The sequence below is a fragment of the Agrobacterium pusense genome, from assembly GCF_900102105.1.
In the GTDB taxonomy this organism is placed as follows: domain Bacteria; phylum Pseudomonadota; class Alphaproteobacteria; order Rhizobiales; family Rhizobiaceae; genus Agrobacterium; species Agrobacterium pusense.
This window is the reverse complement of the sequence record NZ_FNBB01000018.1, coordinates 36,562-52,175: the sequence shown is the minus strand read 5'-3', so window position 1 is coordinate 52,175 and position 15,614 is coordinate 36,562. Positions and strand designations below refer to the sequence as shown.

Below are 15,614 nucleotides of genomic sequence, written 5' to 3'. Positions count from 1 at the left end.
CGGTCCTTGAAGATGCGAAGACGATGTTCGAAGCCTTCATCAAAACCGGAATTGCAGGCTCGCTACGTGCATACGCTGAAAATCAGCGTGGCACCGTACGAATCTATAATGTGCGTGTTCAGGGCCTGACAAATCCGTGAAAGCGACCAGATCCACTCCAGCTCAACATTCGGAATTTGGATCACCATCGACAATTCAGCGGCGAGCTATGTTGACCCAGCTTGTCTGCGCCCGGCCGGCAACCGTACTTACGTTACACCGGCCGATCGATGAAGATATTTGATCTAATCCACCCTATGCCACCGCGACGATCAATACGTAACTTTTCATCGGGTTAGTATATATAACTCTCTGACGAGGCGCAGGCGCGCGGGGCCGTTATGATGCGTCCCTTAACCCACGCCATCCTCCCAATAGGGCGGGTCCCCGAACGACGCTTTCAAGTGAGCCGCCAGTGCGCGCAGTTTTGCCGAAGGACGGCGACCCTCGGGGTGCGCAAGAAAGACGAATTCCGCATCCGGCCGAACGCCGACATCGACGATCTTGAGCTTCCCATCGCGAATGTCCGGTCCTGCGATGAAGAGCGGAAGGAGTGCAATACCGAGACCGGCGATTGCCGCATCTCGCAGCATGTCGCCGTTGTTCACTCTGAATCCAATGCGTGCACGAACGATTTCAATGCCTCCAGGCGTAAGGAAACGCCAATCCGCAACACCCCGGTTCGTGTAGAACAAACCCTTATGGGCAGCGAGTTCGGTAGTTGTTGCAGGCATCCCGTTGACCGACAGATAGGCCTCGGAGGCCACCAGGACACGGCGGCTTGGCGCCAAACGCCAGACCATCAGTCTCGAATCGTCAATCGCCCCATGGCGCACAACGCCATCGTAAACGTCTGATGCAATATCGACTCGCCGATCGTCGAGTTCGAGCGACATCTCAATTTCGGGATTGGCAGCCAGAAACGGATACAGAGCCGGCCCCAGGTGCATCCGCCCGAAGGTAACAGGCGCAGCAATGCGGATTGGACCGCCCAGCGTTCCACGCCGCTCGGACAAATCCGCCGCTGCCTCAGAGACCTCTCGCAGGATGCGCTTGGCGCGTTCGAGAAAGGCAGCGCCATCTTCCGTCACCGAAACGCGACGTGTCGTACGGTGGAGTAAAGTAGCGCCGAGGCTGCGTTCCAATTCCGCCAGACGTTCGCTCACGACCGATTTTGACAGCCTGAGCGTGCGTGCCGCCCCGCTGATCGAGCCCTCTTCGGCGACAGCCACGAAACTCGAAATGCCATCCAGCTTCATTGTTCGGCCTTTCCGAAAGGTACGTCCGCCATTGGCACAGTAGTACGAACAGCATGCTTGCGCCACATTCGCACTTACGAAAACCCACACAACGAGAAGGAATTCAGATTATGGGTAGGCTCAAAAGCAAGCGGGCGCTCATCACCGGTGGCACCAGCGGCATCGGACTTGAGACAGCACGTCAATTCATCAGTGAGGCTGCGCGGGTAGCAGTCACGGGAACCAATCCCGAGACGCTGGAAGCTGCACGGCGGGAGCTTGGTCCCAGTGTACTGGTCATCAAGGCAGACGCTGCCGACGTGAAGGGCCAGAAGGTCGTCGCTGAAACGATCAGGGAGGCATTCGGGAGCCTGGACATCGTCTTCATCAATGCAGGCGTCGCCCTTCTCAAGCCTTTGGAAGCATGGGACGAAGAAGGTTTTGACAGGGTCTTCGACATCAATGTGAAAGGCCCGTATTTTTTGCTGCAGGCACTACTGCCGATACTGGCCAATCCGGCTTCGATCGTACTGAACACCTCGGTCAATGCCCACATCGGCATGCCTAACTCGAGTGTCTACGCCGCCTCGAAAGCGGCACTACAGTCATTCATCCGCACGTTATCCGGCGAACTGATCACACGCGGTATCCGGCTGAATGCGGTGAGCCCAGGTCCCATTTCTACACCGCTCTATGGCAAGCTGGGTTTCACCGAGACTGACCTGAAGAATGTCGCTGAGAGCATACAAAATCTGGTCCCGGCCGGCCGCTTTGGCGAACCGTCCGAGATTGCAAAGGCGGTAGTGTTCCTGGCATCGGACGAAGCCGCCTACACGGTCGGCAGCGAGATCATGATCGACGGTGGCATGGGCACATTGTGACACTCCCCAAGCAACGGAATCCGGTGACAGCAGCGCGCCGGGCTCCGACGGTTGTCGGATGTCAAGGCGCGCATCGCTGGTGACGTCTGCTTTCGGTCAGCGGCCAAGCTGGTTTCTGTGGCCGGCATGAAGGCGCAAAACGGTCGCAACTGGCGGTCGGCATACCGCGCAAGAAAATGCCGTTTCGGCGTCCTCGATCTTGAAGAGATGATCCGGTGACGTGCCAAATTGCACTTCGTGGATACAGGTCCCTTCGGCTCGAAAAGCGAAGTCCTGTCTCCTCGGCTTTTGTTATGAGCGCCGCCGTTTCTTTAATTACATTTAAACGATAACTAATTTACCATAACAGCAGACAGAGCAAAATCAGGTTGCCATGACGGCATGCACCTTCTGTAATTCTTCATATCCATGCCGAATCCCCTGCAGCAGAGTTCTTTTTTCATTCGACCAGTTCCCGGTCGCAATGCTCCCTGCTTCGTGTTCGCGATTTCAAAACAGAACCGCGAGGAAATATGTCGTTTCTTAAAAATGCGAGCATTCGCACGAAAATTCTATCCCTGATCATCCCTCTGTGCGTGGTGGGCCTGTGTGCCACGGCGTTTATCGCAACCCGATACAAAGCAGCAGATACGAGCTACTCCGATTTCATTTCCAATGATGCTGGCGCCAGTGTCGAGATGTCGCGCGTAAACCGAAATGTCGTCGCAACTGCTTACGCCGCCTATCAAATCCTGACCTACCGCCAAGACGATCCGGCCATGAAAACAGCTATCGACTTTTACAGCGATAGCAAAGGCAAGCTTCTTGAGCGTCTCCAGCACACGAAAGAACTTCTCCCACGTGAGAGCGCTGCGATAGACAAAATCATTGAGAGAACGAAAGAAGTCATCGTCTTGACTGACCAGGCCGTTCAACTGGGTAAAGCTGATCAGGACGAACCGGCAAGGGCGACCCTGGCAAAAGCGGACTCTTTGATTCTTCCCCTGACGACCGACAACGCAGCGTTTCTGGACCAGGTCTTGAAATCCGTGGCTGCGAGAAGTGACGAACTGACCGACCAAACAAACTCCACCATCTTTACCTCGCTGATGGTTGTCGGCATCACATTCACACTCGGCATCATCGCGTCACTCGTTGTTGCCGCCAAGGGGATCACGACGCCTATCGCCTCTTTGCGCGAGCGCATGATCACTCTGGCGCAGGGGGAGACCACTGCACTCGTCGATGGTCAGGATCGCAAGGACGAAGTAGGTCAGATGGCAAAGGCGGTCTCCATTTTTCGCGACAATGCTCTTGAGAAAATCCGTCTGGAAAAAGAAGCTGATGCCAATCGCAGCCTTTCCGAACAGGAACGATTGGAACGCGAGGCCCAAAAGGCGAAGGACGCTGCCGACACCCAATTTGCCGTTGACCAACTGGCCAAGGGGCTCGACCGTCTCGCCGATGGTGATATCGCGTATCGCATCGAGACACCGTTTGTTGCCCATCTCGATACTCTGCGGAACAACTTCAATGGCTCGGTCGCGAATCTGAATGACGCGTTGCGCGCCGTCGGCGAGAACGCTCGCGGCATCGATGCCGGTGCCAACGAAATTCGCTCTGCCGCCGACGACCTGTCCAAGCGCACTGAGCAGCAGGCTGCCTCAGTCGAAGAAACAGCCGCCGCTCTGGAGGAAATCACCACGACCGTGAAGGACAGCAGCAACCGTGCCGAAGAAGTCGGCCATCTGGTCGCGAGGGCCCGTGAGGGTGCGGAAAAGTCCGGAGCAGTCGTACGTCAGGCCGTTACCGCCATGAACGAAATCGAACGTTCATCCGGTGAAATTACCAACATCATCAGCGTTATTGATGAAATTGCCTTCCAGACCAATCTTCTGGCTTTGAATGCAGGCGTTGAGGCCGCCCGCGCCGGCGAGGCCGGCAAGGGCTTTGCGGTCGTCGCACAGGAAGTCCGCGAACTTGCCCAGCGGTCTGCAAAGGCTGCGAAAGAGATCAAGGCATTGATCACGACATCCGGTGAACACGTTCGCTCCGGCGTGACACTGGTGGGTGAAACCGGCAGGGCACTCGAAGTGATCGTCACGGAAGTGCAAGAGATTAACCGTCATATCGCCGCGATTGTCGAATCCTCGCGCGAACAGTCGGTTGGCCTTCAGGAAATCAACACGGCCGTCAACACCATGGACCAGGGCACACAGCAGAATGCCGCCATGGTCGAACAGTCGACAGCCGCAAGCCACAGCCTCGCCAAGGAGGCGGCATCCCTCAACCAGCTGCTATCGCGTTTCAATCTAGCCGATGGCGCAAGCACAAGTCGTTCGTCTGTAGCCCCTGCGGCCGTTCGCTCGGCATCGCCAGCTTCACGACCTGCAGCATCACCGGCTAGAGCCCTTGGCCGCAAGATTGCGAACGCGTTCGGGGGTGGTTCGGCTGCCGCGGTTGCGCAAGACAGCTGGGAGGAGTTCTAAAAATCTACGGCCGCGGCGCGACAGACCAACCGCCCGGCCGTTGATCATCATCACGAGTGCCTTGGATCGGAAACTTCGCTTGCAGATTAAAAGCGGGTTTTCGGTCGAGGGAGCGACGCAAGTCGTGGGAGTTCCCTCGGCTTCCACTTTCAAGACTTGGATTTTGCCTCTGCTGCGACGAAATCATTAAGCTGTATCACGTTACCGCTGATCGCAGCGCCAGACGAACCTCTATAGACAGAGTATCCGTTTCGACTACGTTTTTTGGTCTCGTATAATGCACGGTCCGCCTGGTCGAGAAGTTCCTCGGGATCGATTTTATCCAGGGTCGTGCAGCAGGCAATGCCAATGCTTGTCTTTATCACCAAGGGACAGTCATTCCATATCATCGGTGTTGCCGTGAGCGCCTTGATCATCGTCCTCGCCCTGGCGGCGGCATCGACGGGTGACACGCCGGGTAGAAGCAGACAAAACTCGTCCCCGCCAAGCCGAGCAAAAACATCGTTGGCAGATAATTTCTCGGAAACAACGGCAGCGGCATGCCGGAGCGCAGCATCCCCGGCAGCATGCCCATACTTGTCATTGATCGCCTTAAAGCGGTCGAGATCGAAAAGCATGACGCTAAAAACACGTTTGGTATGGGACGGACCACACATATCTGCAAGCTTGTTCATCAGCATTCGACGATTGGCGAGACCCGTCAGTTCGTCTTCATTGGCGAGGCGTTCGACTTCACCTCGAAGCCGATCGACAGCCGACAACAGGAACCCGAAATTCCAGACCACTGCGGCAAAAAGGAATGCCAAGAGATCAACAGCGGCTGCCGCTTTGAGGTCCAGTTCTGGCGTTAGGCGGGTGACGATCAAGATGTTGCCGCAAGCAATTATCGCATGCGAGGAAACGGCCACGATCATTGCACCGCTGCTGACAATTGCGCCGAGTTCGCCGCCATGGTGTCGCAAGAGAAAGACTGCGGTGATTGCTAGCGGCAACAACTGCGCCACCGTGTAAACAGGATTGCGCGCGTACCAGGGACAAAAAGTTGCCAGCATCAGCACTACGCTGATCACGAAAAGACAAGCGACAGAAAGCAACTTTAATCGAGCGCCGTGGAAACAGCGGGCGCCCACGCAGTTCAGATAAAATCCCAGAACTATGAAACTGTTACCGAGTACAGTCTGGATGAGCAGACCATCATTTCCCTGGAGGGCCAGAATAGCTCCTCCGAGCACACTGGCAACGCTGCCTGAGAACCAATAACGTGCCGCCTTCAGTTCGCCGTAGCGATAGACCACCAGACCCCAAATAAGGCATTGAGAAAGACCGAGCAGCAAGACAACGAGAAAGAGCGTATAAAAGTCGGGCATTTGATGTCCCATTCTCAGAAGTCGTGACCAGTACGGCGAAACCCGTGAACGGCGGGTAAAAAACTTGTCGAGCCTTTAATCCATCGCCAAAATCATCTGTTTCGACCACAGCACCTAGATGAAAACTGGTGCACGCAGAGGCCGGTTTAACTTGACTGGCAGCATTGAGCAAAATCGAACCGGTCTTCTAAAAACCAACCCCATCACCGCGCTTGAAGTTGCCCCGAACTTTCAGTTACTGCAGTTAGACCATGTTCGTTACATTGGCCGTTAAGGAGATACAGAGGACCTGATAGAGGCGTCTTGCCTCTAGGCCGCCCGTCGCGGCCTGCGCTGCCTGCGCCCTCTATCCCTTCCGGCAGCGAAACATCATGATACAGTGCGCCTCCGACGCTCCCGTGGAGGCGCATTGAAAATCGGCTTGCGGCAGGATTGAAGGTGCAGATTTATGACTACGATCGTCGTTTCTTATTTTGATGGCGCTGAAGTTGAACTGGACGAAGAGCCTGATCCTGACGCTCCTGAGTCCGCTGCTGCTCTGGCCTCGTTTCTTGCGCTGACGGAGGCGGACAGGCTCTTGGACACGCGGCACGTTTTTGCCTTCTACAAGGACTATTACGAAGAGGCCGGGAAACCAGAATGGCTGGACGCGGAAATGGGCGTTCCACAATCACCCGCCGATATATGGGATCATGTCACTCCCGGACCTGTTACCGTCAAGAAAGGGCGAAAGGAGGATGAAAACTGGTACGTCGTGATGCAGGCTGAGTGCGGCTGGGATGTCGAACGTGGCCTCATGATGGTTTGGCGAAACGGTGCGACGCTTACGAAAGTCGGCGGATATAATGGTCACCTGACCAATGTGAATGCCTACGCAGATCCCGCTTTGGAGGCTGTCGTCTACAAGGCGCGAAACCCGGAATACACAACTAGGATTGCCGAGTGAGTATCCGAGACTTGCTTACGGGCGTGTGAACCTACCAGGAAAAACGCTCACCACACGTTGTTTGAGAAAGCCATGAAAGGCGAGACGACCTGGGCTATACATCGGAAGTCCCCACCTCCTCGCCGCCATGGCGCACACTCGCAGCAGAAACAAGATGCTAAACGACGTGTCGAAACCGTGCAGAACAATCGGTCGCACAATGCCGCCCCTCTCCAGTCGTTGTGATCTCGTCCGTAATCACATCAGCATTCCGAAGGTTTTGCTCTTCGAGCTCGGTGAGGATGCAAAATACTCTGTGCAATCTGGAAGGAGACGAACTGTTCGGCGTCCGAGATTCTAGCCAGACCCACTTCAACGCCGACACATGAAGACCTGAGATGCCCGCATGACGGAGGCGTCCGCAATACGGAGGCCGCCGATCCCGTAGACTTTCAGCTTGTTATCGACAACAGACATGCTGTCACGACCCATCTTTGCAGTACAGGACTGATGCCAGTAGGTGACGGCAGAGCGCTGAATAAAATTGATCATGCCCGATCGGTCGCGCGCGCCCGGAGCAGTTTCGCCTTTCACCGGAGGTGCGAAACTGTCACTATTCCCGAGCATGCGGCACAATTCCCCGGCGGCCAAGGCGGCAGCCATGTCTTCCGGCTCACTGAGTGAATTCGATTCGATCAGGATCGGATCAGTTGCGTCGGAGCCGGAGAGTAGCAACCGGCCCCGACTCTTCGGATGGGCAAGTCCGTTGAACATCGTCCAGCCATATTCCGGTGTTTCCAGACCTGTTTCGACCAGGGAATTTGGCTGTTGCGATGACGCCGTGCCTGGCATTACTTCTTCGCGGAGACGGCCTTGGCGGCCTGATCAATGGTATCGGCCACGACCTCCGGCTGGGTCATGAACAGTGCGTGACTTGCTGAGACCTTTGTGATTTTTGCCTTGATGCGCTCGGCCATATGGATCAGCATTGCCTGATCGAACGCCTTGTCTTCGGTTGCGATAACAGCCCAGCTGGGCTTCATGTGCCAGGCAGCATGTTCAAGCTTCGTGCTGAACGCCGACATATTGATCGGGACCTGGGCATCTTTCATGAACGCAACATCGGCGTCACTGACGTCATGGGCAAACCCAGCCTTGAACTTGTCCGGGCTGACATAGCCAAATCCATCCTTCGTGGTTTCGATGACGAACTCCGATGCAGGAGCAAAACCGTCGTATTGCTGAGCCGTCGTTTCGCCGACATCCGGAGAAAGTGCGGAGACGTAGACGAGGCCGGCAACCTTTTGATCGATACCGGCTTCCGTGATGACAGTGCCGCCCCAGGAATGTCCGACAAGAATGACCGGACCATCCTGGCGCTCAAGCGCGCGGGCAGTCGCGGCAACGTCATCAGCGAGAGACGTCAGTGGATTCTGGACGATGGTCACGCGGTAACCACGCTTGGTCAGATTATCGTAAACCCCTTTCCAGCCGGAGCCGTCCGCGAAGGCTCCATGAACGAGGACAACGTTTCTGACGGACTGCTCCCTGGGGATGGTATCGGCTGCGTTTGCCGGCAATGCGGCAGTTAATGTGGCTACGGCTGCAATTGCTGCGACGGTGGGCGGGATCTTGCGCGTCATGACTTTTTCCTCTTTTTACTCGCGATAACATTTATCGCGATATATTCAGGCTGTCAGATTTGGAGTTGCGCGTCAACATAATTATTATCGCGATATTGTTTTTCGTACTTTCGTTCGTTACATTTGACGCAACAGGAGTTCACAGTGACAAAACGCCATAACGATCCACCGCCTCTGCACGACCAGCTATGCTATGCGATCTACACCGCCGGCATTGCGATCCAGCGTGCATACAAGCCTCTTCTCGATGAACTGGGCCTGACCTATCCGCAATATCTCGTACTCAACGTGTTATGGAGCCAGGACGGACAGACGGTTGGCGCCATCGCCCAGACCCTTGCTCTGGAATCAAGCACGCTGACACCGCTGCTGAAGCGACTCGAGACTGCCGGCTTGCTGCGCAGGACGCGCAACCTTAGCAACGAGCGGCAGGTTGTCATCGCCTTGACCGACGACGGCCGTGCCTTGCAGCACAAGGCCGGCTGCCTCAGCGACACTTTGCTCGCGGCCTCTACACAGACGCCAAAGGAACTCGCTGCTCTTAACCGCGATGTCCGGTATCTCCGTAACGCGATCTATTCCCAGGTCGGCGGATGGGACGCACCCGCCTGACCTTCGATAGTGGTAAATCGCCTCACCGCTCAGGCGGTCGGTACGGTCCCACCGTCGATCACATGCTCTGTACCCGTAATTGACGACGCTCGATCCGACGCAAGGAACGCGATCAGGTCGGCGACTTCTCCAGGCCTGGCCGGCCGGCCAAGCGGTATACCACCAAGCGAGTCCATGATCGTCTGCACAGCTTCGTCGTAGCTGATGCCGGCTTCCTCCGCGATACGAAGCGCAAGACCGCTGGAGCCCGGATCTGCAATCCAGCCGGGAGAAACCCGAACCACCCGTACACCTTTGGGAGAAACCTCCTTGGAGATGCTCTTGCTGTAGGTGTTGAGCGCGCCCTTTGCGGAGGCGTATCCGGTCGTCGCCTGGTGCAGCGGAAGGACGCGCTGGATCGACGTCACGTGAATGACGACGCCGCTTCCTTGCGCGATCATTCCGGGGATAAGGGCGCGGTCCAGCCTCACCGCAGGGAAGAAATTAAGGTTGAATTCCTTTTCCCATTCCTCTTCGGTCAACGCCGCAAAGCCGCCAGAAGGTGCTGAGGATCCGCCCAACACGTTGACGAGGATATCGAGTCCGCCGAGCTCCCGGTGGACTGCGTCAACAACTGTCTGAACGCCATCCATCGTGGTCAGGTCGGCCTCGACGAAGGCCGCGCCGGAAAAGTCCTCCGGCTTTCTGCGTGCGGTTGTCAGCACGCGGGCGCCGAGCTCCTTGAACTGAGCCACAGTCGCAGCGCCAGCGCCCGACGTCCCGCCGGTGATGAGAGTTCGACGGCCCTCCAGTGTCAGAAACGGCGTCATAGGGTGATCTCCAGCTCAGCAATCCTGTCGCCCGAAAGGACGAAGATAAAGCGAAGGTCGATCGGACTTCCGGGGAAGGTGCCGGCTGCGTGGGCCATCACCTGGGTCTTTCCATTCTCGACGGCGATCAGGAAAGGCCTGACCGTGTAGCTGTACTGCTGGGCCTCATCGGTCATCCACGCCCGAATGGCCTTCTGCCCGATGTGAATCTTCCCCTTGTCCTTGACGACCCCGTTTTCGGTGAAGGTGGCAGCGATGGCGTCCGGACAGCCTGACCTGTCGGCTTCGAAATAGGCTTCGATAGCGCTGGGTAGTTCGATCATCGTAGTATCTCCCGTCGTTTTGGTATCTTGGGCTGTGGCTCCGCCTTCGCGATATCCACTGGCTGGAAGATAGATGAAGCTTATTGACGGGATAAGCAGGATAAACAAGGATGAGGTATTGCGAAAAGAGGGATAAATGACCCGTTCCGTCCTTGCTGACCTTGATGCCGTCCTCAGCATCGCCCGCCTTGGAACCTTCCGCGCAGCGGCTCTCGACCTTGGAATGTCAACAACGGCCTTGAGCAACTCCATCGCGAAGCTGGAGCAGCGCCTCGGTATCCGGCTGTTCAACAGGACGACGCGAAGCGTGTCCCTGACCGATGCGGGGAAGACGTTTGTAGAACGGGTCGGACCAGCGGTGACCGACATCCGCGACGCAATGCTCGCGGCCCAGTCGCTTCAGGAGACCCCGAGCGGAACATTGCGCATCAACGCCTTCGCCACGGCAGCACGAGAAGTAATGGCGCCGCTCGTCCTGTCATTTCTGGAGAAGTATCCGCAAGTGCATATCGACCTTGTCACGGAGGGACGGATTGTCGATATTGTCGCGGCGGGTTTTGATCTGGGTCTGAGACCGGCCGATCTCGTTCCTGCCGACATGATCGCCGTGCCTTTGGGCTTGAAGCGCAGCAATGCGGTCGTCGCATCACCGGAATTCCTGCGCAGACATGGCAAGCCAATTGTACCAACTGACCTCTACAGGTTTCGCTGCATTCGCGCGCGCCTTCCGAACAATGCGCTTTTCCGGTGGAAATTCGAGAAAGACGGAAATGCACTCCAGATCGACGTGCAAGGCGCGATCACTCTGGACGAGCCAAGCCTCGTTACGATAGCAGCCCAAAATGGGGTTGGGCTTGGTTATCTCATGGAAGCGGATGTTCGAGAGGATATTGAGGCTGGGCGACTGGTGCGCGTTCTTGAGGACTGGACGCCCTCGTTGGCCCCGCTGGCGTTGTATTACCCTGGTAGGAAGACCCCCCCTGCAGCGTTCACCGCATTTATTCAGGCTGCTCGCGAATTTGCAAGAGAATGACCGGCATGCAGATGTTCGATGCCAGTGAACGCTGGGCGTTCTTAAACTCTTGAAGCTATTTGAACCGGTTGACTGCTGGGACACAGCTAAAGTTCAAAAGTCCCTTGTCGAGAGGTTTACTTCGCCTCAATAAAATGGGCGGATACCTTCCGCGAAATCATCGAGGCAGAGATATTCCCGAAGGCTGCGCGCGTTTGTCCGCGACTGCCGCCATGATCAAGCGGCCACGGTGTTCGTGGGGGCGCCGCGCTCGAACGCCTCGACATTATCAATCAGTTGGTCGACCAGCGACTGCACAGCCTCTCGGCTCGCCCACGCCACATGCGGCGTCAGGATGAAGTTCGGCAGATCGAGCAGCCGCATCAGCGGATGATCGTGTGCAGGCGGCTCGGTGGTGACGACGTCGAAGCCGGCGCCGCTGATCTGGCCGCTTCTCAAGGCGTGTTCCAGCGCGGCCTCATCGACGAGTCCGCCGCGTGCGGTGTTGATCAAAAGAGGCCGCCTAGCCATCCGTGCGAACTCCGCGGTCGAGATCATGTTGCGGGTCGAAGGCATCAAGGGAGAGTGCAAGGTGATGATGTCGCTGAGCGCGAGGACCTTCTCGAACGGCGTATAGAGCGGCCCCATTCCGCTGGTGCCCTTGTAGTCCGAAAAAAGAACCTTCATCCCGAAAGCACGACCAAGATCGGCCACCGAGCGCCCGAGGGCACCGTCACCGATGATGCCGAGCGTCGAACCGGCGAGATCGTTAATCGGGAAGTCGAAATAGCAGAACTGGTTTGCTTCCTGCCAGCGTCCGGCCTGCACCGAATTGCGATAGGCGAGCAGGCTGCGGCGAAGCGCAAGGATCAGAGCGAAAGTGTGCTCGGGTACGGTGTTGACGGCGTAGTTGCGGATGTTTGAGACGATGACTCCATGCTGCGCGCATGCTGCGACGTCTACGACGTCGGTGCCCGTCGCCGCTACGGCGACCAGTTTAAGTCTGGGAGCGGACGCGACCGCTGAGCCGCGCACAGGGGCCTTGTTGGTAATGACGATGTCGGCATCCTTGATGCGCTCCGGCACCTCGTCGGGAGCCGTCTGGTCAAACTGAACGAGCTCGTGAGCGAAGGAGAACGCACGAAAGTAAATATCGTCGGGTAAGGTCTTCCGATCGAGAAGGACGATCCGAAGAGGCTTGCTGGAAGCATGAGGCATTGGGGGACACCAGGTTCAGAGGGAGAACAGCGGCCGCTTTCAAGCGGCCGCTCAATTTAAGATCAGCCTCAGGCTTCTTCTTCCTGAAACGCTTCTTCGCGTGTTTTGCGGAATGACGGCAGGATCATCAGCAGAAGCACGCCGGCTGTCGCGATCAGCAGGACCAGACTGATCGGCCGCTCCACGAAGACACTGGGGTTTCCGTGCGAAATTGTCAGGGCGCGACGGATGTTGGTTTCCAACAACGGTCCCAGGACGAACCCCAGAAGTAGCGGACCCGGCTCGCACTTGGCCTTGCGGAAGGCATACCCCAGCAGGCCGAACCCGGCAGCCAGTACCACGTCGAATATGCGGTTGTTGATGCTGTAGACACCGACGCAGCAAAAGAGAAGGATTGCCGGATACAGCAGACGATACGGGACCGTCAGGAGCTTCACCCACACGCCGATCAGTGGCAGGTTGATCACGACGAGCATCAGGTTGCCGATCCACATGCTGGCAACGAGTCCCCAGAAGATTTCCGGCTGGGTTGCCAGTACCGTCGGTCCCGGGGTGATGCCGTGTATGATGAACGCACTCAGCATCATCGCCATCATGTTGTTCGATGGGATGCCCAGGGTGAGAAGCGGGATAAACGAGGACTGTGCGCCGGCATTGTTGGCAGCCTCCGGTCCGGCGACACCCTCAACGGCACCCTCGCCGAACTCCTGGGGACGCTTGGATACTTTTTTCTCTACCGAATAGGCGCAGAATGAGGCTAGAGTGGCTCCGCCGCCCGGAAGTACGCCGAGAAACGTCCCGACACCCGTGCCGCGAAGGACAGCCGGCCAGGCCCGTTTGAAGTCCTCTTTGGTCGGCCACAGGCGGCTGAGCTTGCTGACAAGCACACCACGAGCTTCGACGTTCTCAAGATTTTCGATGATCTCCGCGAAACCGAACAGACCTATGGCGATGACCACGAAGTCGATGCCGTCGAAGAGTTCGACTGCAGTGAATGTAAGGCGTTCCTCCCCGGAACTGGCGTCGATCCCGACCATACCGAGCAGCAGACCGAGAAGGATCATGCCGATCGCCTTCAGGACTGGTCCGCGGGCGAGGATAGTGGCCGCCAGAAGGCCGAACAGCATCAGCGACACGTATTCTGCCGGGCCAAAGGAAAGGGCGAAAGACGATAGCGTCGGACCAGCGATAGCAATACCGAACGTCGCGACCGTTCCGGCGAAGAAGGAACCGAGCGCCGCGACGGCAAGCGCCGACCCGGCCCTTCCCTTCTGAGCCATCTTGTAACCGTCGACAGCGGTCACGACCGACGACGCCTCTCCGGGAAGATTGACGAGGATAGCCGTCGTCGATCCACCGTACTGCGCGCCGTAATAGATGCCGGCGAGCATGATGAGGCCCGCCAGAGGCGGAAGGTAGAACGTAATCGGCAGCAAAACCGCGATCGTCGCCGTCGGCCCGATACCTGGTAACACCCCGATCAGCGTGCCAAGCAGAGCGCCAAGCAGACAGAAGCCCAGGTTCGTCGGCGTCAGGGCCTCGCTGAAGCCCAGCATGAGAAGGTCAACGAAATTCAATTATACCTCCCTCAGAACGGCCAGATAGGCATTTGCACGCCAAGGCCGACAATGAAGACCAAAACGCCAAACGCTGTCAGCCCAGCGGTCAGCAGGATGACCTCGCGAAGCCGTGAATCGCGGTCAGCGATGCTGCCGACCAGAAGCAACCATACGGACGCCGCAACGAAACCAAAGAACTCCGCGATGAAGGCGAAGCCAACAACTGCTGCAAGGATGACCATAAGCGGCCAGAGCTTCGGTTTGTCGATGTCGACCCGTGCCCGGACCGCGCCCAACCCGCCGATCGTGGCGCCAATGATGATAAGAAGCCAGCACACTATTCGAGGCAGGTAACCTGGGCCCATGGCGGATGCCGTGCCCATGGTCAGGTCGCGCCCGGCCCATAGGCCAAGCGCGCCGAATCCCATGAATAACGCTGCGGTGAAGAGGTCAGGCCGGTCACCGGTGCCTCCAGCCTTGCGGGGAGCGGCCATTACTTCTGTTCCTTGGCCAGTTTCCAGATCGCGCCCAGGCGCTCAGCGCGCACGGGAAGCTCCTTGTCCCAATCTTGGGACGAGCGATAGGAAATGGCCAGCGACATCTGCTTCGCCTTTGCCTTGAACTCTGGATCGTCGAGAGCTTTCTTCACCGCGGCGGAGAACTTCGTCCGAATTTCCTCCGGCACGTCACAGCTCATTGCGATTCCGCGCTCAGAACTCATCAGGACTTCAAAACCCTGTTCTTTTGCGGTTGGGAGATCGGGAGCGATGGAGGCGCGCTCTTCGGCAAACTGGCCGAGATTCTTGAACGCGGAGTGATCGCTGCCCACGAACTCCCCGACGTTGATGCCGATCGTGTGCACGTGCCCGCCGAGAAGCGCGGTGCGAGCCTCGTTCGCCCCATTGAAGGTGACCGCAGTCAGATCGATACCTGCAGACTTCTCCAACTGAAGCATGGCAAGATGCTCGTCGGTTCCGAGGCCAGTTGTGCCGACGGTAACAGCCCCGGGGTTCTCCTTCGCATAGGCGACGAGGTCTTTGAGCGTATTGAACTTGGAATTGGTTTGGACAATGAACGAACCGGGATCTTCGACAATGCGCGCGACGAGGCAGAGCTTTTTCGGGTCGAACCGCACCTTGCGATCCATTTGCATCGTCAGATAGCCAGGCGTGTTTAGCGAGGAAACGGTGTAGCCATCGGGGCGAGCCTGGGTCATCGCAGTATAGGCGATTTCACCGGACGCACCTGGACGGTTTAGGACGGTTATCTTCGCGTCCAGTTCCTTTTCCACATAAGGAGCAAGCGTACGGTTCATCACATCAGTGCCGCCGCCCGGAGCAAACGCCACGATAAATTCGATCGGGCGATCCGTTGGCCAGTCAGCGTGGGCTACGCCTATGGCGAGAAGCAGCGTCGTTGCCAGTGCGGTATTTCTAATCAAATGCTTCATCTTATCCTCCCAGGATAGTTTGTATTTGGACGGTACCGTCCAAGGTCTCGGTGACCGGCCGACGTTTCCC

General features: G+C 57.3%; 14 protein-coding genes and 1 pseudogene. 5 read left to right on the top strand and 10 right to left on the bottom strand.

Features of this window, described 5'->3' with window-relative positions:
• Positions 1-392: 392 nt before the first annotated feature.
• Entirely contained in the window at positions 393-1,298 is a 906-nt protein-coding gene (locus BLU28_RS25025) for a LysR family transcriptional regulator (RefSeq protein ID WP_004446094.1), read from the bottom strand.
• A 110-nt stretch (positions 1,299-1,408) separates the two neighbouring features.
• On the opposite strand from BLU28_RS25025, the gene BLU28_RS25020 reads away from it, so the two are divergent.
• Both BLU28_RS25020 and BLU28_RS25015 read left to right on the top strand, forming a co-directional pair.
• Positions 1,409-2,158, top strand: a complete 750-nt coding sequence (locus BLU28_RS25020; RefSeq protein WP_034497515.1) for an SDR family oxidoreductase — start codon at positions 1,409-1,411, stop codon at positions 2,156-2,158.
• Positions 2,159-2,670: 512 nt separating this feature from the next.
• Positions 2,671-4,626: a methyl-accepting chemotaxis protein gene (locus BLU28_RS25015; RefSeq protein ID WP_022563214.1), complete on the top strand. Its 1,956-nt coding sequence runs from the start codon at positions 2,671-2,673 to the stop codon at positions 4,624-4,626.
• Between the two features lie 149 nt (positions 4,627-4,775).
• On the opposite strand, the gene BLU28_RS25010 is transcribed toward BLU28_RS25015, so the two are convergent.
• Complete coding sequence (locus BLU28_RS25010; protein ID WP_022563215.1) at positions 4,776-5,993, bottom strand: GGDEF domain-containing protein; 1,218 nt, start codon at positions 5,991-5,993, stop codon at positions 4,776-4,778.
• Positions 5,994-6,441: 448 nt separating this feature from the next.
• Here BLU28_RS25010 and BLU28_RS25005 point away from each other — a divergent pair, with 448 nt between their 5' ends.
• Entirely contained in the window at positions 6,442-6,939 is a 498-nt protein-coding gene (locus tag BLU28_RS25005; RefSeq protein ID WP_022563216.1) for a DUF6985 domain-containing protein, read from the top strand.
• Between the two features lie 384 nt (positions 6,940-7,323).
• Here BLU28_RS25005 and BLU28_RS25000 read toward each other — a convergent pair.
• Both BLU28_RS25000 and BLU28_RS24995 read right to left on the bottom strand, forming a co-directional pair.
• Positions 7,324-7,737 (bottom strand): annotated as a pseudogene (locus BLU28_RS25000) (GMC oxidoreductase); the annotation flags it as partial.
• Between the two features lie 32 nt (positions 7,738-7,769).
• Positions 7,770-8,561: an alpha/beta fold hydrolase gene (locus BLU28_RS24995; protein ID WP_022563218.1), complete on the bottom strand. Its 792-nt coding sequence runs from the start codon at positions 8,559-8,561 to the stop codon at positions 7,770-7,772.
• Positions 8,562-8,705: 144 nt separating this feature from the next.
• On the opposite strand from BLU28_RS24995, the gene BLU28_RS24990 reads away from it, so the two are divergent.
• Complete coding sequence (locus BLU28_RS24990) at positions 8,706-9,173, top strand: MarR family winged helix-turn-helix transcriptional regulator (protein WP_022563219.1); 468 nt, start codon at positions 8,706-8,708, stop codon at positions 9,171-9,173.
• A gap of 29 nt (positions 9,174-9,202) precedes the next feature.
• Here BLU28_RS24990 and BLU28_RS24985 read toward each other — a convergent pair whose 3' ends face one another.
• Both BLU28_RS24985 and BLU28_RS24980 read right to left on the bottom strand, forming a co-directional pair.
• Positions 9,203-9,982: an SDR family oxidoreductase gene (locus BLU28_RS24985; RefSeq protein WP_022563220.1), complete on the bottom strand. Its 780-nt coding sequence runs from the start codon at positions 9,980-9,982 to the stop codon at positions 9,203-9,205.
• Complete coding sequence (locus BLU28_RS24980) at positions 9,979-10,305, bottom strand: nuclear transport factor 2 family protein (protein WP_022563221.1); 327 nt, start codon at positions 10,303-10,305, stop codon at positions 9,979-9,981. Before BLU28_RS24980 ends, BLU28_RS24985 begins: the two co-directional genes overlap by 4 nt.
• Positions 10,306-10,441: 136 nt before the next feature.
• Between BLU28_RS24980 and BLU28_RS24975 the strand changes: the two genes are divergently transcribed.
• Positions 10,442-11,338, top strand: coding sequence for a LysR family transcriptional regulator (locus tag BLU28_RS24975; protein WP_022563222.1), 897 nt, complete (start codon positions 10,442-10,444; stop codon positions 11,336-11,338).
• Positions 11,339-11,554: 216 nt separating this feature from the next.
• Here the strand turns inward: BLU28_RS24975 and BLU28_RS24970 are convergent, their stop codons facing one another.
• The 4 genes from BLU28_RS24970 to BLU28_RS24955 all read right to left on the bottom strand — a co-directional run bounded on the left by BLU28_RS24970 (position 11,555) and on the right by BLU28_RS24955 (position 15,544).
• On the bottom strand, positions 11,555-12,535 hold the full coding sequence (locus tag BLU28_RS24970; protein WP_022563223.1) for a D-2-hydroxyacid dehydrogenase: 981 nt from the start codon (positions 12,533-12,535) through the stop codon (positions 11,555-11,557).
• Between the two features lie 68 nt (positions 12,536-12,603).
• On the bottom strand, positions 12,604-14,112 hold the full coding sequence (locus BLU28_RS24965) for a tripartite tricarboxylate transporter permease (RefSeq protein ID WP_006697897.1): 1,509 nt from the start codon (positions 14,110-14,112) through the stop codon (positions 12,604-12,606).
• An 11-nt stretch (positions 14,113-14,123) separates the two neighbouring features.
• Complete coding sequence (locus BLU28_RS24960; protein WP_006697898.1) at positions 14,124-14,588, bottom strand: tripartite tricarboxylate transporter TctB family protein; 465 nt, start codon at positions 14,586-14,588, stop codon at positions 14,124-14,126.
• Positions 14,588-15,544, bottom strand: coding sequence for a tripartite tricarboxylate transporter substrate binding protein (locus BLU28_RS24955; protein WP_077985886.1), 957 nt, complete (start codon positions 15,542-15,544; stop codon positions 14,588-14,590). Before BLU28_RS24955 ends, BLU28_RS24960 begins: the two co-directional genes overlap by 1 nt.
• Between the last annotated feature and the right edge of the window lie 70 nt (positions 15,545-15,614).